The sequence below is a fragment of the Pseudomonas sp. LH21 genome (assembly GCF_036549575.1).
Classification (GTDB): domain Bacteria; phylum Pseudomonadota; class Gammaproteobacteria; order Pseudomonadales; family Pseudomonadaceae; genus Aquipseudomonas; species Aquipseudomonas peradeniyensis.
This window is the reverse complement of sequence record NZ_CP144367.1, coordinates 2,619,807-2,642,764: the sequence shown is the minus strand read 5'-3', so window position 1 is coordinate 2,642,764 and position 22,958 is coordinate 2,619,807. Positions and strand designations below refer to the sequence as shown.

Here is a 22,958-nt window from a genome sequence, read left to right as displayed (position 1 = left end):
CATCACGCCCGCCCTGGGCAGGCGATGGGCGTGGCCGGCGCCAGGCCGCCCCGGCACTTGAGCACGCGCCACTGCGCCGGACGCAGGTCGAGGGCGATGCGCAGGGCGGCGGGTGACGGGTTCAGCGCGGCCTGGTGCGGGCGACAGGCGAACGCCAGCGCGTCGCCTGTCTCCGCGGCCACCTGCAGGCGGCGCAGGGCACGGTCGTCGGCGTACCCTGGCCAGCACAGCACGGCGGCGCAACTGCCCGAGCGCAGGCACTGCTCGGCCGCCCACAAGGCATCGGCCGCCTCGGCATCGACCTGCACCAGCCAGCGTAGGTCCACCCCGGCGGCCTGCCAGGCCGGCGCGTAGGGAATGAACGGCGGCGCCACCAGCACCACCCGCTGCCCCTCCCCGGTCAACCGGGCGAGTGTCGGCCAGAGCAGTTGCAGCTCTCCGCAGCCGGGGCTGGCCAGCAGCAGCTCGCTCAGTGCCGCCGCCGGCCAGCCACCTTCCGGCAGGTGATGGTCGAGACTGGCATGCCCGGTGGGTTGCAGGCCCTGCGGACGCGCCTGGGCCTGCCGCCCACGCCATACCTGGCGCTGGTCGAGCAGCCGGTCGAGTTCGACCACGGCGCCCATCAGTCACGCCTCAGCAGGCCGCAGAACACGCCTTCGATGAAGAACTCGTGCCCGGGGGTCACGTCGATGGGGGCATAGGCCGGGTTGCGCGGCAGCAGGCGATAGCCGTCGCGGGTGCGCTGCAGGCGCTTGATGGTTACCTCGCCGTCGAGCCGGGCGACCACGATCTGCCCGTCACGGGCCTCGCCCTGCTGGCGGATGCCGACCAGGTCGCCGTCGAAGATGCCGTCATCGATCATCGAATCGCCGCGCACCTTGAGCAGGTAGTCGGGGGTGCGTCGGAACAGGCTGGGGTCGAGCAGCAACTGCTCGTGGATATCGAGGTCGGGGCCGATCGGCGCACCGGCGGCGACCTGGCCAAGAACCGGGATCTCGAGGATCTCGGGCCGGCGCAGGGGTTCGGCCAGGCGGATGCCACGCGCCTGGTTGGGCGTGACGTCGATGAACCCGGCCTGGCTCAGGGCGGTGATGTGCTTGCGCGCCACGCTGCGCGAGGCGAAACCGAAGCGCTCGGCGATGTCGGCCAGCGACGGCGGCTGGCCTTGATCGGTGATGCGCTCGCGGATGAACCCAAGGATGGCGCGGCGTTTGGGGGATAAAGTGTCCATGGAGTACATTTGTACTCTTTTTTCAAAACGCTGACCAGTCCCCTTCGTCGCCGGCCTCCCTGCCCTGCCTCAAGTAATCAGAACTGAAAAGGCCAAAAAGCGGTAAGTCAACCCCCCAAATCGACCCTACCGCACATTCCCTAAACATTAGTTCCAGGCCGCCCACCACCATCGCGTGGTCTCAGTCGTTCCGCCTGGCCCTCTCTGTGTCTACTGTGTCATCGGGGGATGCTCCTAGGCCGTTGCGTGAAAGCTCCACATCCGTGGCGTACATACGCTTCCGCTGAACGACCGCCCTTGCCACGTCGACCATAAAAGCCACACAGCTATGGCTTTGCTTACTGTTGATTTGGGGGCATGCTGTTAACGAAAGGTCGCGAGGGGAACAAGTCATGAACCAAGAGGCATTTCAAATAAGCGCGCTGTCAGCTGCTGAATTGGCTGATTACCTACGCAACACGAAAGGGACAACCTCTCCAGGGGAACGTTACGCCAGGGCTTTTGGTCTGAACCCAGCTGAGTTTGACGTTTACCTCGCTACGTATCGCAAAAGCCAGGCAGATGGTGCAACCACGACTGACTCCGAAGCAGCGCTACGCTTCATAACAGATGTCCTACGTGTGGTTCTGATGGTGACTGAGACCGGTGCGACTATCGAGCAAGCAATTGGCTGGTTCCGCCAAGATCAATTGTTAACTTTCGAGGGGCGAACTGCGGAGCAACTAGTCAGTCAGGGCCAAGTTGAGCAGGTGCTGCAATTTCTGGCCTCCTGGCAGGCCGGGAGTCAAGGATGAGTAACGACGCCTACCTACAGACCGGCCAGCAACCGAACTATCACTTATGCTATCGAACCATCCTTTGCGCCATGGATGAGCGATACGACATACGCGGCTATGTACTGGCGGAAATGGTGAAAACATGTCTGAAGCACCGAGCCTGTCTATCTGCGGCCCAGCGCGAGTGCTTTATGCGATATGCGCAACCGGAGGCGATCATCTATCTCGAATATCTAACGGCCAATTTATTGTTTGGCCCACAGGGACGCTTTTCACCCAAGGAGTATCATTATTCACAAACAGCAGATATCAATCAGTTTCGAGGCCTCTGATGAAAAATGAAAAAGAGCTAGTGTACAGGACATCGGACAGGATCAAACTCGTACTTATTCGAAAGCCGATTAATCGGAGTATCATCCGCGAGCTGTAAGAAAGGGGTAATGGTACAACCTTGATCAACCAGCGCCGTTTTGCACTAATCTGGAACCCGCTCACCATTATCCGCCAGACAAAGAAGGCGAGGTGGTTGGGCCTGGGCATTTTGTCTTTCACTCTAGGTTAGCGGATCGCAACGTCCGATCAGCCGCACATCAGTAATGATACGATGGTCCCTGGCGGCATCCCCAATCTTGCGTTCAAATCAACGGGCAGCGATTTCGCCCAGTCGGCGTCAAGATAGTCGCCTTCTTCATTGCACGAGTGACAGCGACACGCATGGCTAAACGGGCCTGACGCACGCGATCCGGGGTTGCTTCGGTCGGCAAGAAACGCCCCTTCATCACTCCCTCATAAAGAATGACCTCTGTGAATTCCTTTCCCTTCGATTTGTGCATGGTCATCAGATGGAGCCCCTTCCAGTCCCTGGTGACAGCTTGAAAGTGGTCCTGAATAAGAGCATCCCGCACCAGCTTCTCTGCTCCTGAATAGCCTTCAGCTGAGCGCCACATCTCGCTCAAACGGCTTCGAAGCAGCGACCCCTTCCCAAGCAAGCGCACATACCGACCATCTATACCGATCTGCTTGAAAACCTGCTCGGTGCTTGAATCCAGAAATTGTCGTGCGGCAACCCAGTCAACTTGGGGGTCGCCAGTCAATTGCAACTCAAGACGCTGGACTGCAATAAGCTGTGCGGCAGCAAGAACCCGCTTGTGCGGCGCTCGACGAAGTGCTTGCCCACCGAACAACTGCTCCAGAGCGAGTACCAATTCCAAGTGAGCCTTGCTTGGGGCTTTCTCGCCTTTCCTGCCACGCAGATGAGCACATAGGTTTCTAAGAAGTCTTTCAGTAATGAGTTCAGCATTCGCGCCACCTTCCAGCAACGCGGCGATCGCCGTAGCAGAGAGCGCTGCTGCCTCCTGGTCGAACGCCACCTCATGGGAAAGCCTGGGCAGATTGTCCGCATCACTCGAAAGGTACGCAGAAACCTCAGCCATGAAGCTTTTGCTGGGAACCAGAATGGCTAGTGACCAATCACGTCCGTATCTATTCAACCGTGCTATAGCATTCAGAATGGCAAATTTGAAAGCCCGATGGAGCATCCCCTTGCGCGGCGCATAGGGTGTAACCGACACATGGGTGTAGGCTCTGCCCCTATTTACTCCTGCCAGCAGATCGTTGCCGAACTGGACAATGTCGGTCCCTGTGCTCCGGTGATTTTCCATTCCAAAAGAAAAGGAGGCGGGGCGGTAGGCCTGTTCGAACTCTTGAATCCTGCTAGCACTGGCACCGCGGAATTCGTAGATTCGTTGTTCCGGATCAGCTAAAGCCAGCACCTGGCTATGCCGAGTCAACGCCCGAATGAAACGCCACTCATCCTCGTTCGTGTCCTGGAACTCGTCGAGTATGATCAGTGGATAGCTGTTGCCGTAGATGCGCTGCAGCGACTGGCTTCTCTCCAGCAACATGGCAGCATTGCTGGCGAACAGGTCGAAGTGCAACAGTCCCTCCTCCTCGAGCAGCCTGATTTTCTCCAAGGCTATCTGTTCTTCGCTCAATGTGGACAATCGCGCAGCAGCCTCTGGTGGAGGAAGAAGCGATAAGGGTCGCCCGTTGCGGAGCAAGTAGCCATGGCTGCGCAGCAAATTCCACGTGAAGCCATGATAGGTGTTGACCTCGAGCCGAGCCTGCTCAAGTTTCGGCAGCATTTTCCCGGCCTGTTCCGCAACCCTCGCGACCGTTGCCCTGGCGAAGCTCAGGAACAGCACCTGCTGATACTCTGTGAGGTCTAGTCGGCCTAGAAATGCTTCAGCTTTGAGCAATGCGACTGTGGTTTTCCCTGAGCCAGGGCCGCCCATCACCACCAGATGTCTGGGTGACTCGATAACATCCCGTCGAGACTGATCAAGCACCATCATCTGTTAAGGCCCAACCAAATCGAGAAAGTCATCATCCAGTTCCGAAAGTTCAGGCTCGGGCTTCTTGGGAACAATTGTGGCTGTAATGCTCTCGAGGGTGCTGACAATGAATTCCGGGAGTTGATGTCGGGTCATGGCGGTACAAAGTAAGCTGGCAGCAGCACCATCGCCTTTCCAGCGCTTCAGCAGCACCCCTAGAATCGCTGCTACCTCATCCTTCGTGGCATCAGGGCCCGGGGCCTTGTCCTTTAAGTCTGAAGGCCAAGCACCGCTGTCGACCAGAGACGCAACCCAGCCACGCAACACTTCCTCATCGGTTCCTTTGAGAACGACGTTCTCGAAACCTTTCTCAGGCGCTTGATAGGGGTAGTCGACCGACGCCCTAATAGCTTCCAATTGCTCGGGTGCCTGCTCGTCGAAAACGGCATAGACCTTCTTCCCGAGCCTGCGGTAGTAGGCCCCCATCGGAGCGATCAGCGAGTCAGTCGTCGCATCGATGATTGGGATGCCCAACGCCTCAAGCGGCATGAAAGACTCCGGCTCCTGCTGATGAAGCAGTCGCGCTACGGCGGGCCAAGCGTCATATTCCGTCCGGCCTTCGGCAATCAGCACCCGACGTGCCAGAAGGGCCTCACAAACACGCAGCCGCATGTCTTGCCGGTACATTTTTGCTTTGATGCCCGGCGGCAGCCCTGCAGGCATAGCACTCAAGTTTCCATCGTTTCGGCTGATAACGATTACCTGCTCGGGGTCGAACTCTTCGAGCACGTAAGGCGAATGCGAGGTAAACAGCGCCTGGGCTGACTTGTTGCGCACACCGTTGATGATGCGTTTTTGAATATGCGGCGGGATTGCTATCTCTGGCTCCTCCATCGCAAAAATCACGTTCTGCTTTAGCTCCGCGATCAGTGACAGAAGTGCCAGTACCATCATGTTAACAGTACCGGTGCCTTGGCTCTGGAATGGTGCTGCATGCGCTTCGCCATCACTGCGCTGCGCACCGGTTGCCATGAAGACAGTTAACGCTTTTCGCAGAGACTCGCGAGTCAGTTGCGTGACACGCATTTGGGGATCGCTACCATCATCGCTGGGCATGTAGCCGCGGATCGAGGCCTGAACATCCGCCAGGATGTCGTTGATCCCGATCTCCGGATCAGCTGCAACCTGCAACTGTCGAAGCTCAACCAAAAGCCCTTCCCAGATTTTGAAGTTCTTGTCGTCCTGTAACCGCAAAATGATGTCCAAGAGCGAACCACGCTCAAGGCTCAACGCACGACTGCCGGTTCGGATCGTGCGCAGATACAGAAATCCACAGACACGCTTATCGGCAGTTCTGAAGAAATCGTAGGACCCATCCTGTTTCATCGGCGAACAGAAGTAAGTGGTACCAGTGAAATCATCCTCATCGGCATCGTAGCTGCCGATAAAAACGACGCGCAAACAGGCCTGAACCATCTGCTCGTCAGTACTCTCTGCTGGCGGGCCTCCGAGCAGATCTCCCGCGCCATTATCCCACCACTCGATGTGATCCCTAAAACGCATTTCCTGATCCATATTCAGATCAGTGATGACCACTTCTATGGTTATGTTTACTGGCTGCCCCTGCAGATCGACATACTCTCCCGCATAAAAATCGTGCTCATCTATCACTGGCCTACGGGAGAGTCGCTCGGGGCCTAGTACGAGATCAAGTGCCTCTAGGAGCGTAGACTTACCAATGTTGTTATCACCAACGATGACGGCATGTTTGGGCAACAAAACATCCGCACGCTTGATGCCACGGAAATTCTCAATCTGCAGCCGTGCAACCCGCATATCCGTCCGCTCCCGATCCTGTGTAAGCCTCAGACAAAAAGGCCAATAGCTATCACACAGTAGTCGAGAAATTGGCCCAATGCCTTCCGTGGGACTGCTTTTGCAGAGCGCGCGTTGCGCTCCCTACGAAGCAGATTCGGCATCGTAACCTTGGCAGCCACTGATCCCATCCGACTTGATAAAAGGCCTACTAGGTTAAACGGCGTGACTGGCACATATGCGGAGGCGGCTTGGCATCATCCACGGCTTTTCTCTGAACGCTTGGGCCGGCTGGCCAGCGTTTCAACACGGGCTTCGGCAGCGATCGCACGCTCACGGGTCGCAGCCAACTCCTCGCGCACTGCCTGCAATGCACTTTGCAGAACAGCCATTTGCTCCCCCGCCCCAGTCGCTTGTTGCTGGGCGTGTATCAACTGGGCAGCCAATAGCTGCGCCTGGGTACGCGCGACGTGCGTTTGCTCACGGGCATCGCCGAGATTGAGCTGATACTCCTCGAGGCTGCGTTGGGCCACACTGAGCCGGCCCTGGGCGTCCTTGAGTTGTGCGCCCAGCGCCTTGCTCTCCTCCCGGGCTCGATCGATCTCGCGATAGGCCCGGTCTTCGACGTCACGGGTGTAGCGCTGCTGCTCCACGCGCGCATGTTCGGCCTGCTTACGGCTGTCATACAACTGCGACTCTATCTGCTCCAGTTGCTGGTGGGCATCGTCACGCTGCGCCTGCAATTCATCACGCTGCGCACGCAGGTCGTCGATCTGCGCCTGACGCTGAGCAAGCAATTGTTCTAGGTCTGCCAAGCGGGTTTCTGCGCCCTGCCGTGCGGTAACGGCCTCGGTTGTTTGCTGTCGCGCCTGGGCAACCTCCAGTCGGGCACGAGCTTCCAGCGCACCCAGCACTTCGCGCTCCTCGGCTAGGACCTGACGCTGGCCGGCCAACGCTTGCTCCGCCACACCCTGGGCCAGGGTAGTGGCCTGCTGCCAGATAGCCATAAACGCCTGTGCCACCTCCGCTGGCAATCCAGGCAAGCGCGTTTCGCCGCGCAGGCGCGCTGCCAGTTGCTCCCACCACTGATCGAGCAAGGCCCCGACCCGCGCGGGGCTGCCGCGCCCCAACTCTTGGCGCACCCGCTCCACCGTTGGCCGCTCGCCACGGGCGAGGACCGCGTCCGCCGCCGCAAACACGTCATTTTCCGGTACGCCTACCGCCATGCCCTGCCCTCCACCATTTTAGGTCTGATAATTAAATCTTATCCGAGCTAATCGTCATTAAACTTAATTAGCAATACGGTATACGTGTCAAATAATACAATATATTAAGGATTGCCGTCTCAGTTCCACTGGCGGTGGATGCAGTGGCGCCTCGGTCGAGGCGTCTTCGCCGGGCACGGCGGCTAATACCGTGCGCAGTTACCAGAGCGCCCTCGCCTATTGGTCGGCCTGGCTTCAACTGCGCATCACCGGGCGCTCGGCGACGGCCCCTACCGTAGAGGTCGCAATGCAGTTCATCGTCGCTCACTTGGCCCACAAAGCTGGTAGGTAAAAAGCACGAGCCTCGCCACCCACTGACATCGCGCGCGTCGGCTGTGCTGTGGCAAACTGCCGGCTCTATTGGTTGTCCGATGAAATCGCCTCCCTATGCCTGAAGCACATCCCCGCCCTGCTCCCAACGCCAAGGCCAATGAATGCGAATCCGAACCGATTGCCCGTCGTGGGCGCCCGGTTGGCGATCGCGACGCCAAAAGGTCCGAGTTGCTGGCGGCGGCGATCGCGGTGATCGCGCAAGAAGGCTATGCCGGTGCCACCATGCGCAAGGTGGCGCAGCACGCCGGGTGCACCACAGGCGCGGTGACCTACTACTTCGCCAACAAGGAAGAAATGGTCAGTGCCGTTGCGCAGACCCTGTTCGACAAGGTCGACGCACTGCTGGACATCCACCTCGATCAGGTCGACATCAAGTCGCTCATTGAGCAGTGGCACCAATGGATCAGCCTTGACGAGCCAGGCAACTGGCTTGCATGGCTGCAACTGCTCACCCATGCCCGGCACCAGCCCGCGTTCGCCAGCGTCATCAAGCAGCGCTATACCAACTTCCGCGAGGTGGCCACTTCGGTGCTGGAGGCCGGCCAGCGCCAGGGCCAGGTCCGTGAAGATGTGCCGGCCGATGTGTTGGCCGATCACATTGCCGCGTTCAGTGATGGCTGGCTCATGATGCTGCCTTTCGAATCCGAGCCTGTCAGCGCAGAGCGCGGGAAGGCCTTGATTGACGCCTTCATTGTCATGATTTCTCCCCCTAAAACCGCCAAGTCCTAAGTCGCCTCCCGGTAAACCCGGCGCCTTCCCAGGAAGGCGTCACCCCACCAAACCGCTCGGTCTTCGCCGCCTTCCGTCGTCGCGCAACCGTCGCCCCGCGCCTTGCCGACCCAACCCAAGCACCAGGCCCCGATAGCGCCTGCCCTGCTTTTTTTGCAGGCTCTGGCGCCATTGCGTCTTGCATGTAAGCAAAACTCCTGTATTTTACAAAACACTTGATATAACAAATAAAACACAACCAAGTGGCAGGAGCGAAAATGGGCTTTAGCACCAAGACGCTGTCGCGATCCGAGCAGGCATGCCAGAACTGCCGGCTCCTTATTCCACAAAGACGCAGGTTGTCTGAAATGGACGACCTCACCTTCCCCCACCTCTCCCAACCTGGCCTCGGCCTGACCCTCCGCGCAAGCGGGTGGCCAATTCGCAACGGGGCACGGAGGGGCGCCATGATCACGTAACGCCAACTTCCGAAGGACAGCCCTTTGTCCGACGCGTAGCGATAGCAGGCCCTGCCAACAGCGCACCGGCTTTTGCGGCCCTGCTTGCCTGCGATTTGCCCTTCGTTCCGACGAGGCCCGCACAGCCCATGTTCAAAAAAATCTCGCTCACCTTGAAACTCTTCCTGCCACCCGCCATCGCCCTGTTCGGTCTGTTGCTGTTCGTGGGCTACACCGCGGTGCAACTGGACGACAACGACAGCCGATTGGTATCGCTCGAAAAGCAGCGCTACCCAACGCTGGAAGCTGCCGACAACGTGATCTTCCAGTTTTCCCGCCTGCCCGGCCTGCTCAACAGCGCCGTGGCAGCGGGCGAGCGGGACACCTTGGATGAAGCGAGCGACGTGCTGGCCGACGTCCATGCGCGGCTGCGCGACCTGGAACCGCTGACCGCTGAACGGGCCGACCGACACCGGGAGCTTCAAGCCTGGTCAGCGGCGATCAAGCGCTACGCCGATAACGCGCTCGCCTCCTCCGGCCAACTGCTCGACGGGGCCGCGTTCGATGATTTGCGCCCCCATTTCGACCGCATGGCCAGCGACCTCAAGAACGCCCAGGCGCTGGGCGAACAGTTTCGCAGCCACGCCTACGCCGACTTCCTGAGCAGCTTGACCCAGGTCCGCGCCGACAACGCCACCACCACGCATGTCGGCTACCTGCTCAGCTTTTGCCTGCTGCTGTTGGTCAGCGCCAGCGCGGCCTGGGTGATTCGTCAGGTCATGGGCAATGTCCGCGGCGTCATCGCGTCGCTCAGGACCATTGCCAGCGGCGATGGCGACCTGACCCGCCGCGTGCATGTCGACTCCTCGGACGAAATCGGCGAAATGATCGGCCTGTTCAACGGCTTGCTGGACAGCCTGCAAGGCACCCTGCGCCAGGTCATCGAAACCGCCGCGCCCCTGGAGCAGATGTCCCGCGAGCTGCACCGGCTCACCCAGGGCGCGGAGGACAGCGCGCGCTCGCAGCAGGAGCGCACCGAGTCCATCAGCAGTGACATCGACACCATGACCAACAGCATTCAAGAAGTGGCACAGCGCTCCGGACAGGCCTCCGAGCAAGCCAGCGCCGCGGCGCGCCAGGCGAACGAAGCCAGGCACAACATCGACATACTGTCCTCCAGCATCGGCGACCTGGGCAACAGCGTGCTCGGCTCGGTGCAGGCCATGGAACAACTGGAAGCAGAAACCCAGCATGTCGGCGCGGTGCTGACGGTGATCCGGAGCATCGCCGAACAGACCAACCTGCTCGCCCTGAACGCCGCCATCGAGGCGGCACGGGCCGGTGAGCAAGGGCGAGGCTTCGCCGTGGTCGCCGACGAAGTGCGCAACCTGGCCCAGAAAACCGCCGCTTCCATCGCGCAGATCCAAGACATCATCCAGCGCCTGCAAAGCAGCGCCAGCGGCGTCTTGCACGCAATGAACCTGAACGGCGAGAAGGCCAGGACAAGCATCGAGCGCTCAGAACATGCCACGCAGACCCTGGAGGCGATTACCAAGACCGTTCGCCAGATCGATGAGTTGAACGCCGGCATCGCCCGTTTCACCAACGAGCAGATCGGCCTTTCCCGTTCGATCCAGCAAGACACCGAGAAGCTGCAACAGGATACCCAGGCCACCACGCAAGGTGCCGACGCCACCGCACGGCTCGGTGAGCAATTGGTCGGTATGGGCAACCACCTTCGCAGCGCCACCGCTCAGTTCCGCATTTGACCCTTACCCACCACAAGAGCAGTTGAAGCATGCAAGGCATTAGAGCACTCGGTATCGCAGGCCTTATCGCGACCACCCCGGCAATGGCCCTGGACCAGGGAGACTATCGATTCAACGGCTTCGGCACTGCCGGCCTCACCCACCTGGGAGGCGAGGGTCAAGGACGGAGCTTCGGCATCAGCGGGCAGACCACGGACGCCTGGCGCGGTGACCAGCTCTCCCGGCTGGGCGGCCAACTCCAATATGGGCTCACCGACAAGCTGGGGATGACCGTGCAGGGCACCCTCAAGCCGGAACAGGACACCTGGAAAGGCAACCTGGAATGGGCCTACCTCTCCTGGAAGGCGACCGAAGGCCTGACATTGCGCGCAGGCCGGCTGCGCCTGCCGATCTACATGTACTCCGAAACCCTCGACGTCGGCGTCACCCACCCTTGGTTGCGGCTGCCGGATGAGGTCTACAGCCAGGTCCAACTGAGCAACTACGAAGGCGCCGATGCCCTCTACACCCTGCCCACCGGCATCGGCTCCGTGACGCTCCAGGTGGCAGGCGGCCAAGCCGCCAAGCGCAACCTGTTCGCCATGGATGACCTGTACGACATCGACTACAAGAAAATCTTCGCGGCGAATGTCAGCCTGGAAACCTACGACTTCGGCACGCTGCGCGTCGGGTATGCCGAAGCAGACATCGACACGGACCTCAGTGCGTCGGTGGTCGCCCCTGGGGGAGCGCCCACGCGTGTCGACTTCCTGAGCCTGAACCGCAAGAAAGGCCGCTTCGCATCCATCGGTTACCAGTACGACAATGGCACCTGGGTCTCTTCGAACGAGTGGACCAGCAACAACACCGAAGGTGACCAGCAAGGCAGCATCGATGCCTTCTACCTCATGGGCGGGCGCCGTTTTGGCGACGTGCTGCTCCACCTCACTTACGCTCAGCTCGACGAAGACGCTGGCCGCCAGAGCTCCTGGACCTACGGCGTGAACTACAACCTGGCGCCGAACCTGGTGCTCAAGGGCGAGTACAAGCGGGTGGACACGCGCGGCAACGGCTACCGCGGCACCTTCGTGCAGAACGCCCAAGAGACCTTCGACCAGGCAGTCTTCGCGGCTAGCAACGGTGCCGCCGGCACTCCTTCGCGCAACTACGACGGCGATATCGTCAGCGTCGGCGTCGATTTCGTCTTCTAAGGAGCGCCACATGAAACCACTCATCACCGCAGTGTTCGCCGCAGCCCTGGCCACGGCCTGCACCCTGGCCCGCGCCGAAGTGGCCGTGATCGTGAATGCCAGCGCCAGCGCCGCACCGTCCCAGGCCGAGGTGGCCAACATATTCCTGGGCAAGAACACCAGCCTCAAGGGCCTCGACCAGAAAGGCTGGAACCCCACCAAGGAAAGGTTCTACAGCGCGCTGACCAACAAGAACGAATCTCAGCTCAAGTCGTACTGGTCAGGCCTGGTGTTCACGGGCAAGGGGCAACCACTGCAGAGCGTGGATGATGACGCCGCAGTGATTGCCAAAGTGGGCAGCGAGTCGAATGCCATCGGCTATGTCGACACCTCGGCCGTCAATGACAAGGTCAAAGTGCTCTTCACCCTGCCCTGAGCTTCGCCGCCTCCCTCGACCTGGAACGCCGAGGGAGGCGGTGCCTTGGTGCCCGCAAGCAAGGACCCGCACGGCTGCGACCTGCAAGCCTTGGTTGAGCCATTATTTACTCAAATGGGTGCCCTATGAGCCGTTTTCCTTCACAATGCCTGCACGATATGCAGTGTGGAATCTTCTGATGCACCTCCCTACCGATGAGCGCTTGCTCAAAGCGCTGGCCGACGCGATCGTCGTCCACCCCCGAGCCACCTTGAAGGAGCTGGCCGAGGCGGCGGGCGTGAGCAAAGCGACCCTGCACCGTTTCTGCGGCACCCGTGACAACCTGGTGAACATGCTGGAACGCTATGGCGACCAGATCCTCTCCCAGGTCATCGGCAACGCTGACTTGCACGGCGGCGACCCGACCGCAGCCCTGCATCGTCTCATCGTCGAGCACCTCAAGCATCGCGAGATGATGATCTTCCTGCTCTTCCAGTACCGCCCGGACTCGTTCGACGACAGCGAAGCGAACCGTCCGTGGCGGGCCTATGCCGACGCCCTGGATGCCTTCTTCCTGCGCGGCCAGAAGGCGGGAGCTTTCCGTATCGATATCAGCGCGGCGATCTTCACCGAAATGTTCCTGAGCATGGTGTACGGCATCGTCGATGCCGAACGACGCGGGCGGGCGGCCAGCGCGACGTCCGTGCAGACGCTGGAACTGATGTTCCTCGACGGCGCTGCGGCACCCGCCCGCTGACCTGACTGCGCACGCAAAAAAAAAAGCCCCAGGGCATCGATCCCTAGGGCGAAGTGGCTGGACATGCCAACCAAAGGAGGCCGTTTCAGCCCTTGCCCGACCACCCACCACCGAGTGCGCGGAACAGGTCGACCAACGCCAGTTGCCGCTGGGTACTGGCTTCGATGAAGGCCGCTTCGTTCACGTTGCTGTTGCGCTGGGCGTCCAGGTAGCGCAAATGGTTGTCCACTCCCCCCTCGTAACGTGCCTTGGCCAGCGCCAGGGTCGCACGACTGGTATCGACCAGGGCCCTTCGCGCAGCCTGCTCACGGCGCAGGGTGTCGGTGGCGGCCAGCGCATCGGCCACTTCGCGGAAGGCCACCTGGATCGCGCCTTCATAGGCGGCCACAGCCGAGTCCTTGCGTGCCTCGGCCAGGCTGAGCCCGGCCCGGTTGCGCCCGGCGTCGAACAACGGCAGCGACAATTGCGGCATGAAGGTCCAGCTACGCGAGCCTCCGTCGAACAGCCCGGACATCTGCGCACTGGCGGTCCCAAAGCTGCCGGTCAGGCTGATACGCGGGAAAAACGCTGCCCGCGCCGCGCCAATATCGGCGTTGCGCGCCCGCAGCCGATGCTCGGCGGCGAGGATGTCCGGGCGACGTTCGATCAGCGCCGACGGCGCGCCCGGGGCGATGTCCTGCAGGACCATCGGCGCCTCGTCGCGCTCGGCCGGGATCGCCTTCGCCGCGTCCGCGCTGCCCAGCAGCAGCACCAGGGCGTTGTAGGCCTGGCGCTGCTCGCGCACGATGCCTTCCAGCTCGGCCCGCGACTGCTCGACCAGCCCCAGCGCCTCCTGGTGATCCAGCGCCGTGGCCGTGCCGGCGGTGCGCCGCTGGCCGACCAGGGCCAGCGAATCCTCGCGGCTGGCCAGGGTCTGGCGGGTCAGCGCCAGGCGCCGCTCGGCGCCGTCCAGGGTCAGGTAGGCCTGGCTCACCTCGGAGATCAGGGCGATGCGCGCGGCACGCGCGACTTCCTCGGTGGCCAGGTACTGTTCCAGTGCCGCATCGCTCAGGCTTTTGACACGGCCGAACAGGTCCACTTCGTATTCCGGCAGCGACAACCCCACCTGATAGGTGCTGCTGACCCCTTCGCGGCCATCGCTCGACAAGTCGGTCGGCAAGTGCTGGCGGTTGCCGGAAGCCCCGGCATTCAAGCCCGGGACCCGGTCGGCACGCTGGATGCGGTACTGCGCGCGGGCCTGCTCGATATCCAGCAGGGTCTGGCGCAGCGAGCGGTTGTTGTCCAGCGCGGTCCCCACCAGCTGGCGCAGGGACGGGTCGACGATGAACGCCTGCCAGTCCAGTTGCTCCACCGCCCGGCCGCGATGGCCGGCGGCATCGCCCCACGCGGTCGCCACCGGCGCCTCGGGGCGCTGGTAGGTCGGTGCCAGGGAGCAGCCGGCCAAAGTGACGGCCAGCGCGAACGGAATTGCAAGATTGCGCATGAGCATCACTGGGTTACCTCGACAGCGTGTTGCACGGGGGCCGGCTTGCGCTTGAGCAGCTTCAGCACGAATACGAAACAGATCGGCACGAACACCACGCCCAGCAAGGTGGCGCTGAGCATGCCGCCGATCACCCCGGTACCGATGGCGCGCTGACTGGCCGCACCGGCGCCGGTGGCGATGGCCAGCGGCACCACGCCGAGGATGAAGGCCATGGAGGTCATCACGATCGGGCGGAAACGCAGGCGCGCGGCCTCGATGGCGGCGTCGCTCAGGCTGTAGCCCTTCTCCCACAGTTCCTTGGCGAACTCGACGATCAGGATGGCGTTCTTCGCCGCCAGGCCAATGATGGTGATCAGGCCGACCTTGAAGTACACGTCGTTGGGCATGCCGGTGAGCGTCACCGCCCACACCGCACCCAGAGCACCGATCGGCACGATCAACATGACCGTCAGCGGGATCGCCCAGCTCTCGTACAGCGCCACCAGCAGCAGGAACACCACCAAGATGGCCAGGGCGAACAGGCTGGCCGCCTGGCCGCTGGACACCTTCTCCTGGTAGGAAAGGCCCGTCCAGGCGTAGCCGATACCCGGCGGCAGCTCGCTGACCAGGCGCTCCATCTCGGCCATCGCCTGGCCAGTACTATGCCCCGGCGAAGCGTCGCCGGCGATGCGGATGGACGGGTAGCCGTTGTAGCGCACCAGTTGCACCGGCCCCTCTTCCCACTGGGTGGTGACGAAGGCGCTGAACGGCACCTGCTCGCCGTTGGCATTCGGGGCATAGAGGCGCAGCACGCTTTCGGGGGTCATGCGTTCGCCTTGCTCAGCCTGCACCACCACGCGCTGCTGGCGCCCGGCATTGGTGAAGTCGTTGATCACCGCCGAACCGAAAGCCGTGGCCAAGGTGCTGTTGATGGCCTCGAAGCTCACCCCCAGTGTTCGGGCTTTTTCCCGGTCGATGTGCACACGCAACTGCGGCGCCTCGGCCAGGCCTTCCATCATCGCATAGAGAATCACCGGGTTGCTGTTGGCGCGGGCCAGCAGTTGGTCACGGGCGGCGAGCAGCGCTTCACGGCCAAGGCCACCACGGTCCATCAGACGCAGGGCGAAACCGCCGGAGTTGCCCAGGCCGTCGATGGGCGGCGGCATAACCGCGGTGATGGCACCATCACCGTTGGCGGCGAACTGCGCATTGATCGCTGCCGTTTCCGCCTCTGCCGATTGCGTCTTGTCACGCTGCGACCAGTCCTTGAAGGTGGGGAACGCCAGCGCGGCGTTGTCGCCCTGACCCGAGAAACTGAAGCCGCTGACGATGAACGAGTTGGCCACCGCCTCACGAGACATCAGGAATTTTTCCAGCGTCTCGGCGGTGTGGTCGGTGCGTACCCGGCTGGCGCCTGGCGGCAACTGTACGTCGACGACGCTGTAGCCCAGGTCTTCAGCTGGCACGAAGGCCTCCGGTAGACGCAGGTAGGAATAGCCCAGCACCACCAGGATGCCGACATACGCCAGCATCCAGCGCCCGGCACGCGCCACCAGCCCGTTATTGAGCAACGAATAGCGCTCGGTGATATGGGCGAAGCCACGGTTGAAGGCACCGAAGAAACCGCCCTTCTCATGATGGCCCTGAGGCACTGGCTTGAGCAGCGTGGCGCACAGCGCTGGGGTGAAGGTCAAGGCCAGGAAGCCGGAGAACAGGATCGAGACAGCCAGAGACACAGAGAACTGCTGGTAGATCACCCCCACCGAACCGGACATGAACGCCAAAGGCAGGAATACCGCCGCCAGTACCAGGGTGATACCAATAATGGCCCCGGAAACCTGCCCCATGGCCTTGATGGTCGCCTCCACCGGCGACAGGCCTTCCTCGGCCATCAAGCGCTCGACGTTCTCCACCACCACGATGGCGTCGTCCACCAAGATGCCGATGGCCAGCACCATGCCGAACATGGTCATCATATTCACCGAGAAGCCGAGCAGCTTCATGATCATCAGCGTCCCGAGCAGGCACACCGGTACCACGATCGAGGGCACCAGGGTGTAGCGGACGTTCTGCAGGAACAGGAACATCACCAGGAACACCAGCACCATGGCTTCGATCAAGGTGTGGATCACCTTCTCGATGGCCACGTCGACGAAGCGCGAGGTATCGTACGGCACCGAATACTCGACCCCTTCGGGGAAGAACTGCGACAGTTCGGCCAAGCGCTCCTTGACCAGCGTCGCGGTCTGAATGGCGTTGGCGCCCGGCGCCAGCTGCACCGCGCCGGCCACCGCCGGGTGGCCGTTCAGGCGTGCCGACAGGTTGTAGTTCTCGCTACCGATGGCCATGCGCGCGACATCACGCAGGCGTACGCTGGAGCCATCCGGGTTGGCGCGCAGGACGATGCCGGCGAAAGCCTCCGGCGTGTCGAGGGTGCCCTGCACCGCCAGGGTGGCGGTCAGTTCCTGCTCGCTGGCGCCCGGCGTGCTGCCGAAGCTGCCGGCCGGCACCTGGACGTTCTGGCCGCGAATCGCCGTGTTGATGTCGTCGATGGACAGGCCATAGCCCACCAGTTTCTGTGGGTCCACCCAGACCCGCATGGCCGCTTCCGAGGCGAAGAACTGCAGCTTGCCCACGCCAGGCACGCGCAGCAGTTCGTTGTTGATGTTACGCGCGGCATAGTCGGCCAAGGCCGTGGTATCGCCACGGTTGCCAGCCGTGCTGGTCAGGGCGTAGATCAGCAGGAAACCGGAACTGGCCTGCTCGACTTTCAGCCCTTGGGTCAGCACCGCCTGAGGCATGCGCGCCTCGGCCTGTTTCAAACGGTTCTGCACATCGACCTGCGCCATGTCCGGGTCGGTGCCTGGCTCGAAGGTCACCATCACTTCGGCCACGCCGTTGGAGTTGTTGGTGGACTCGTAGTACAGCAGGCCCTTGGCGCCATTGAGCGACTGTTCGATGATGCTGGTCACCGACTCCACCATGACCTTGGCCGAAGCGCCGGGGTAGGAGGCGGTGATGGAAATCTGCGGTGGCGCCACGTTGGGGTACTGGGCCACGGGCAAGGATGGAATCACCAGCAGGCCCGCCAGTGAAACGAACAACGCCACGACCCAGGCGAAGTTCGGGCGATGGATGAAGAATCTGGACATCTCACTTCCCTCGCATCACTGGGCGGCAGCCGTTTGTTTCTGGGCAGGCGCCACCGGCATACCGGGGGCCAGCCCGGCCGGGCTGCCGACGATCACCTGATCACCCGGCTCCAGCCCCTCGGTAATCTGCCAGCGCGAACCCTGCATCACGCCGGTTCGCACGACGCGTGCCTCAGCGATACCATTGGCGGCGACCAATACCCGCGCCTGGCCGTCACTGCCTCGCTGGACCGCACGCTGAGGAACCAGGATGGCGTGGTTGTCGGTGCCTTGCGGCGTGCGCACGCGCACATACATGCCCGGCAAGAGGGTGCCGTCCGCGTTGTCGAAACGCCCCCGCAGGATGACCTGGCCGGTACCGCGGTCCACACTCACATCGGTGAACATGAGCTCGCCCGAGCGCTGGAAATCGGTGCCTTCCACTTGCGCGGTCAGGCGCTGGCTGTCGGCCGAAAGTGCGCCGTCCTTCACCGCTTGTCGCAGGCGCAGCGCGTCAGCGGCAGACTGCGTGAAGTCGATGTAGATCGGGTCGAGTTGTTGGATACGCGCCATCAGCGTCGCATCCCCCTGCCCCACCAACGCGCCTTCGGTGGCCAGCGCACGGCCAATGCGTCCGGAGATCGGCGCAGTGACAGTGGCGTAGCCCAGGTTAAGGCGAGCGGCCTGCACATCGGCCTGCGCGGAACGTACCGCCGCACGGGCACTGCGCAACTCGGCAGTGGCGCTGTCGAAGTCCTGCTGGCTGACCGCCTCGATCTTGACCAGCGGCTCATAGCGCTTCACACGTGCCTGGGCTTCCTGCTGCATGGCCTGGGCACGGGCGAGGTCCGCCTCGGCGCGGGCCAGGGCGGCCTTGAACGGCGCCGGGTCGATCTGGAACAGCACATCCCCCGCCTTGACGTCAGCCCCTTCCTCGAAGCGCTTGTGCAACACGATACCCGGCACCCGCGCCCGCACCTCTGCGACGCGCATCGGCTCGACCCGGCCCGGCAACTCAGCGGCCAAGGTCACCTGCTCGGAGGCCAACGTCACGATTTCCACCGGGTAGCTCGCATTGGCTGCACCGTACTGCTCTGCTGCGGGCTCGCACCCGGCCAAGGCAATCGCCACAGCGAGTACGCCCACTCTTATCGAACCTGTCTTGCCCATCACTCACCCGAGCCTTGATTGAAAACGGGGCGAATGCTACTTTTCAAACCCAGATGAGTCAATGATGTCTCATATAAATCAAACAAGGCTCCTCATGATCACTTCAGGCTTCCCACCTTCATCGCTTCCCGCCAAGCTGGTGAATGCCCTCTATGCCGCTGCCGCCTTGCGGCCCAGAGCGTCCATGGGTGAACTGGCGGCGTTGGCGGGCATCAGCCGGGCCACCTTGCACCGTTACTGCGGGACGAGAGACAACCTCGATAGCCAGCTCGAACAGCACGCCAAAGACACGCTGATGCAGATCCTCGACAACAGCGATACGTTGGCCTCCACAGAGCCCCTGGCCGCGTTGCGTCAGCTGATCCGCGCGCACCTGGCCCAAAGTGAACTGATCGCATTCCTCGCCTCCCGTTACCCTGTGCACATGAGCGTGCAGCACGACCTCCGGTTCTATCTGGAACGGCTCGATGCATTGTTCTTCAGCGGCCAGCGACAGGGTGTATTTCGCGCGGATGTCACCGCGGCATTGCTGACCGAGATGTTCGTATCGCTGTTGCATGGCATGGTCGATGCCCGCCAACGAGGGCGCGCGCCGAGGGAGAGTGCAACGGTGCTGGAGAACGCGTTCCTGCAGGGCATTGCAGCGCGGGCGCCCTGTTGAGCGCCCGCATGGAGGCAACAGCCGTGAGGCCGCTATTGCGTCAAAGGTAGGGAATGAACGCTATTGCTCGTCGCCATCGAGCGGCGTACTCCAGATCACCAGCTCAAGGGCAGCGGCGATCTGGATGCGATGGTCGGCAAGCGGGACAGGCAGCAGGTCCTGGGCGCGCTCCAGTCGGCGCAGCAAGGTGTTGCGATGCGTACGCAGTACCTCGGCGGTCTGGGTGATGTTGCAGCCATTGGCCAGGAAGGCGTGCAACGAATGCTGAAGTACCGTGGGCTCGGTCGCCAAGCGCCCCAGGGTGCTCAAGACGAACTGCCTGGCCGCGCGGGCATCTTGGGTCATCAGCGACACCATCCTCACCTGATCGATCGTGGCAACGGCAGGTGAACCCGCCAACCGGCCCATCAACCGCTGGGTGGTCAAGGCTTCCAGGTGCGAGCGCCGGAAGCCATTCATCCCCGCGCCCGCCGAACCGATTGCCGCGCGTATCTTGGGAAATTGTCGAGCGACACCTTGCAAAAGGTTCAGGTCCAGCGGCTTTGCCGCATTGCACCAGGCCCACAGGGTCGCAGGGCCCGCGAATACGATCAGAGGCGCTACCGTACCCGTGAGCTGCGCCAGGGCTCGCGCCATATCTTCCAGCGGGCGAATCTCGGCGTCCGGGGTTTCGCTCCAGACGAGGCAGGCGTGATGCCTCTGAGCCAGGCTGTAGCCCAGTCGCCTGCCAAATTGCTCGGCGTCCACATCCCTGCCGTCGAGCAGCCGGCTTACGAGGCTGCGTTTATCGATAGGGTCGTCATGGGCCTGGGCGCTCTTTTCTTCGAGGATGATCTGGGTCACCACACGCATGTTGCTGTCGATGAACGTCGAGATCGACCGCGACGAGACCTCCAGGAACTCCGCGAGCAGCGCGGGATCCTGCGTCAGGCTGAAGGCCATCTTCATCCACAGGTCCCAGGCTGCGTTCTGTGTCGACCTTGCGACATTCATCAGCAGCTCGGAGAGCCCCCTGCGGGCGAGCTCCCTGGCCGTGTCCACCATGTCAGCAGACACGTAGGGCTCCACCGGCTCCCCAGGGCGCTGCAGATTGGCATTGGCCCAGTGCAGCAACTCTGCCCGATTGGCGCGCCGGCACGCGGCGAGGATGACCGGATCCTCCAGCAACTTGGCATCTTCCGGTGTAGAAAACAGTGCCTGGTTCAGGCGCTCGATCCACTCGGGCGGCAGCGCCTGAGCGAGTTCGGCACCTTTGCGCATGAGCTCGCGAACGGCTTCCGAGGGGCGTGGCCAGGGGAATGGCGTGCTGGTCATGATCAGTGCAAATCGCTCAAAAATCGTCTGGTAAATGGTGCAGTTCGTACCTTGGCTCAAGGCCAGGGGAAACCTAGCATGAACTCACTGCCTGAACAAAAAATACAAGGAGGCACCGTGACGCTTCATGTCCCTTTTTTGGGTTTAGCGCAGTGGCAAGCGGGTTTGTTTCCTGATGCCAGCAGTTGGGGGGATCAACCCGCCTGCGCCAACCGTTCTTTCAATCTGGAGTGTTCTCAATGTCAGCCTCTCGCGACTCCATGCCAAGCCTGCCCGTGGTAACCCGCTCGACTTCAGCGCAAGAGATTGCGCTGCTGAGCGACCAAGCAGGAGCGGTCATCATTCGCAACTTCATGCCCCCCGAACAAGTCGTGCGGATCAACAACGAACTCGACGCTCCCTTGGCCGCGCTCGATGCCGGCTCCAAGCATGAGCACGCGCTGATCGCCGAGTTCCACGGCCATCAGACCAAACGGCTCACCAACCTCGTCACCCACAGCAAGACCTTTCGTGAGGAAATCCTCGATGACGACCTCTTCCACGAACTGGGAAACGTGCTTTTCGCCCCGGAGTGCGGAGACTGGTGGCTGACCACGGCCCAGTTGATCGAGATCGGCCCGGGCAACAAAGCGCAAATGCTGCACCGCGACATGGCGCAGTACCAACCGTTCGTGGCCATGAACAAACATGCGCCACGCGCCATCACCAACCTGATGCTGGCGCTGACCGATTTCACCGAGGAAAACGGCGCCACGCGCTTGATTCCGGGAAGCCAGGACTGGGATGACTTCAACGACGTCGGAACCCCAGAGATGACGATCCCCGCCCTGCTGAAAGCCGGGGATGCCGTGCTGTTCGGCGGCAAGGTCGTTCACGGTGGCGGGGCCAACGTGACCGCCGACTATTACCGTCGCGGGCTGACGATCCCGATGCAGGCTTCGATCATCACGCCTGAAGAAGCCTACCCGTTGATCGTGCCGCTCGAGCTGGTGCGCACGCTTTCTCCACGCGTTCAGAAGATCCTCGGTTTCCGCTCCCAATACCCCAATGGCAGCCCTGGCCTTTGGCAGCATAACTACGCAGACCTGGCGGATTACCTTCAGCTCTAGCATCCAGCGTTGACTTGCCTGGCCCTGAAGGTGCCACGACCATCCAAACGCCCAGGCAAGGAAACAGGCCAGGCATCGGTTTGCGATGCCTGGCCTTTGAGCGCCAGCCCTTCACTCCCGATAAGGCATTACCCCACGACGTGAAAACAGAACCGGTGTGCCATCGGCATTGAACAGCGCCGCCGTCAGCGATAGGCCATCAGCCGACTGGGTTTCCTCGAAACTGTGTCCACCATCGCTGCTCTGCACCATCAGCCCGTCCAACCCGACCGCCAGCACACGAGAGCCCGCTACCGCGACGCAAGTGACAGAGCCCTTGCTTTGCGTGGGCACTCGGCGAAAGCCCTTGCCGTCCGCTGAACCCTGCAACAAGGTACCGCGCTGGCCACCCAGTAGCAGACGCCCATCGGCCAGTACCGCGCCTGACCACAGGGTGCCTTCGTAGCCGGTATCCAGGTAACGCCAATTCTTCCCGTGGTCTTCGGAATGCAGCACCTGCCCATGCTCGGCCGTGGCGTAAAGCGTGCCGCGGCTGTCGGCAAACAGCCCCATCAGGTTGAGGTCGGCCCGCTTGGCCCCGGGCGGCGCTTGCACCGCCTGCTCAGCCCACGTCAGCCCCCCATCCTCGGTCGTCAGCACCAACGACCAGAGCCCTACCGCCACGCCCTGCCGGGCATTGAAGAAGTGCACGGCGAACAGCGGTCGGTCTTCTTCGGTGGCCAGGCGCTGGACCTGCCAGGACTCCCCACCATCGGTGGTGGCCAGGATCGCGCCCCAGTGGCCCACCGCCCACCCGCGCTTGGCATCCACGAACGACACCCCCGTCAATGGCGTGGACAGCGGTACCGACCTCGCCTGGCGCCACTGCTTGCCCTGGTCGTCGGACAACAACACGACACCGTGGTCGCCCACGGCAACCACGCGCTCCCCGGCCCAGCTGGCGGCCAGCATGGTGGCCTGCGTGGCATTGCTCGCCTGTACGGCCGGCACGGCCTGCAACGGCGCGGCCTGAAGAGACATCAGCGGCAATGCTGCTGCGAGCAAGGCCGCGGTGAATGAAACCCTGAATTTCATGCTTC

At 62.1% G+C, this 22,958-nt stretch carries 19 protein-coding genes and 1 pseudogene; 10 read left to right on the top strand and 10 right to left on the bottom strand.

Translation table 11 applies throughout. The annotated features are described in order from the left end of the window. Nucleotides 1–2: 2 nt before the first annotated feature. Complete coding sequence (gene imuA / locus VUG52_RS12135) at nt 3–623, bottom strand: translesion DNA synthesis-associated protein ImuA (RefSeq protein WP_050705619.1); 621 nt, start codon at nt 621–623, stop codon at nt 3–5. After that, a complete protein-coding gene (gene lexA / locus VUG52_RS12130; protein WP_050705618.1) occupies nt 623–1,240 on the bottom strand; it encodes a transcriptional repressor LexA in 618 nt (205 codons plus the stop codon). Before lexA ends, imuA begins: the two co-directional genes overlap by 1 nt. Nucleotides 1,241–1,623: 383 nt before the next feature. Between lexA and VUG52_RS12125 the strand changes: the two genes are divergently transcribed. Then, the gene (locus VUG52_RS12125) at nt 1,624–2,025 is read left to right on the top strand and encodes a hypothetical protein (RefSeq protein WP_085588730.1); all 402 of its coding nucleotides are present in this window, start codon (nt 1,624–1,626) and stop codon (nt 2,023–2,025) included. Continuing rightward, on the top strand, nt 2,022–2,339 hold the full coding sequence (locus tag VUG52_RS12120; RefSeq protein WP_015270427.1) for a hypothetical protein: 318 nt from the start codon (nt 2,022–2,024) through the stop codon (nt 2,337–2,339). The genes VUG52_RS12125 and VUG52_RS12120 overlap by 4 nt, the downstream gene beginning before the upstream one ends. Nucleotides 2,340–2,642: 303 nt before the next feature. On the opposite strand, the gene VUG52_RS12115 is transcribed toward VUG52_RS12120, so the two are convergent. From VUG52_RS12115 to VUG52_RS12105, 3 genes are all read right to left on the bottom strand, one after another. Continuing rightward, the gene (locus VUG52_RS12115; protein WP_182329345.1) at nt 2,643–4,361 is read right to left on the bottom strand and encodes a UvrD-helicase domain-containing protein; all 1,719 of its coding nucleotides are present in this window, start codon (nt 4,359–4,361) and stop codon (nt 2,643–2,645) included. A gap of 3 nt (nt 4,362–4,364) precedes the next feature. After that, a complete protein-coding gene (locus VUG52_RS12110) occupies nt 4,365–6,176 on the bottom strand; it encodes an ATP-dependent nuclease (RefSeq protein WP_015270429.1) in 1,812 nt (603 codons plus the stop codon). A 236-nt stretch (nt 6,177–6,412) separates the two neighbouring features. Further along, nucleotides 6,413–7,381, bottom strand: coding sequence for a DNA-binding protein (locus VUG52_RS12105; protein ID WP_085588724.1), 969 nt, complete (start codon nt 7,379–7,381; stop codon nt 6,413–6,415). Between the two features lie 172 nt (nt 7,382–7,553). Between VUG52_RS12105 and VUG52_RS12100 the strand changes: the two are divergent. From VUG52_RS12100 to VUG52_RS12075, 6 genes and pseudogenes are all read left to right on the top strand, one after another. Then, a pseudogene (locus VUG52_RS12100) lies at nt 7,554–7,694 on the top strand (integrase); the annotation flags it as partial. A 113-nt stretch (nt 7,695–7,807) separates the two neighbouring features. Then, the gene (locus VUG52_RS12095; RefSeq protein ID WP_015270431.1) at nt 7,808–8,482 is read left to right on the top strand and encodes a TetR/AcrR family transcriptional regulator; all 675 of its coding nucleotides are present in this window, start codon (nt 7,808–7,810) and stop codon (nt 8,480–8,482) included. Nucleotides 8,483–9,068: 586 nt separating this feature from the next. Further along, a complete protein-coding gene (locus VUG52_RS12090; RefSeq protein ID WP_015270433.1) occupies nt 9,069–10,688 on the top strand; it encodes a methyl-accepting chemotaxis protein in 1,620 nt (539 codons plus the stop codon). 29 nt (nt 10,689–10,717) lie between these two features. Next, nucleotides 10,718–11,878: a porin gene (locus VUG52_RS12085; RefSeq protein ID WP_080604876.1), complete on the top strand. Its 1,161-nt coding sequence runs from the start codon at nt 10,718–10,720 to the stop codon at nt 11,876–11,878. A 10-nt stretch (nt 11,879–11,888) separates the two neighbouring features. Beyond that, complete coding sequence (locus VUG52_RS12080) at nt 11,889–12,293, top strand: hypothetical protein (protein ID WP_003259136.1); 405 nt, start codon at nt 11,889–11,891, stop codon at nt 12,291–12,293. A gap of 178 nt (nt 12,294–12,471) precedes the next feature. Then, entirely contained in the window at nt 12,472–13,029 is a 558-nt protein-coding gene (locus tag VUG52_RS12075; RefSeq protein WP_015270435.1) for a TetR/AcrR family transcriptional regulator, read from the top strand. A gap of 85 nt (nt 13,030–13,114) precedes the next feature. Here VUG52_RS12075 and VUG52_RS12070 read toward each other — a convergent pair whose 3' ends face one another. From VUG52_RS12070 to VUG52_RS12060, 3 genes are read right to left on the bottom strand one after another with little or no spacing between them, the layout of a single operon-like run. After that, on the bottom strand, nt 13,115–14,518 hold the full coding sequence (locus VUG52_RS12070; protein ID WP_015270436.1) for an efflux transporter outer membrane subunit: 1,404 nt from the start codon (nt 14,516–14,518) through the stop codon (nt 13,115–13,117). Further along, nucleotides 14,518–17,646 (bottom strand): efflux RND transporter permease subunit, encoded by a 3,129-nt coding sequence (locus VUG52_RS12065; RefSeq protein WP_015270437.1) that lies wholly within the window; start codon nt 17,644–17,646, stop codon nt 14,518–14,520. The genes VUG52_RS12070 and VUG52_RS12065 overlap by 1 nt, the downstream gene beginning before the upstream one ends. Nucleotides 17,647–17,661: 15 nt before the next feature. Further along, nucleotides 17,662–18,795, bottom strand: coding sequence for a MexC family multidrug efflux RND transporter periplasmic adaptor subunit (locus tag VUG52_RS12060; protein WP_043935643.1), 1,134 nt, complete (start codon nt 18,793–18,795; stop codon nt 17,662–17,664). Nucleotides 18,796–18,889: 94 nt separating this feature from the next. On the opposite strand from VUG52_RS12060, the gene VUG52_RS12055 reads away from it, so the two are divergent. After that, the gene (locus tag VUG52_RS12055) at nt 18,890–19,456 is read left to right on the top strand and encodes a TetR/AcrR family transcriptional regulator (protein WP_015270439.1); all 567 of its coding nucleotides are present in this window, start codon (nt 18,890–18,892) and stop codon (nt 19,454–19,456) included. Nucleotides 19,457–19,516: 60 nt separating this feature from the next. Here the strand turns inward: VUG52_RS12055 and VUG52_RS12050 are convergent, their stop codons facing one another. Beyond that, a complete protein-coding gene (locus VUG52_RS12050; protein WP_015270440.1) occupies nt 19,517–20,830 on the bottom strand; it encodes a PucR family transcriptional regulator in 1,314 nt (437 codons plus the stop codon). 179 nt (nt 20,831–21,009) lie between these two features. Between VUG52_RS12050 and VUG52_RS12045 the strand changes: the two genes are divergently transcribed. Then, the gene (locus VUG52_RS12045; protein ID WP_015270441.1) at nt 21,010–21,879 is read left to right on the top strand and encodes a phytanoyl-CoA dioxygenase family protein; all 870 of its coding nucleotides are present in this window, start codon (nt 21,010–21,012) and stop codon (nt 21,877–21,879) included. 111 nt (nt 21,880–21,990) lie between these two features. Here VUG52_RS12045 and VUG52_RS12040 read toward each other — a convergent pair whose 3' ends face one another. Next, on the bottom strand, nt 21,991–22,953 hold the full coding sequence (locus VUG52_RS12040) for a WD40/YVTN/BNR-like repeat-containing protein (protein ID WP_015270442.1): 963 nt from the start codon (nt 22,951–22,953) through the stop codon (nt 21,991–21,993). Nucleotides 22,954–22,958 lie beyond the last annotated feature (5 nt).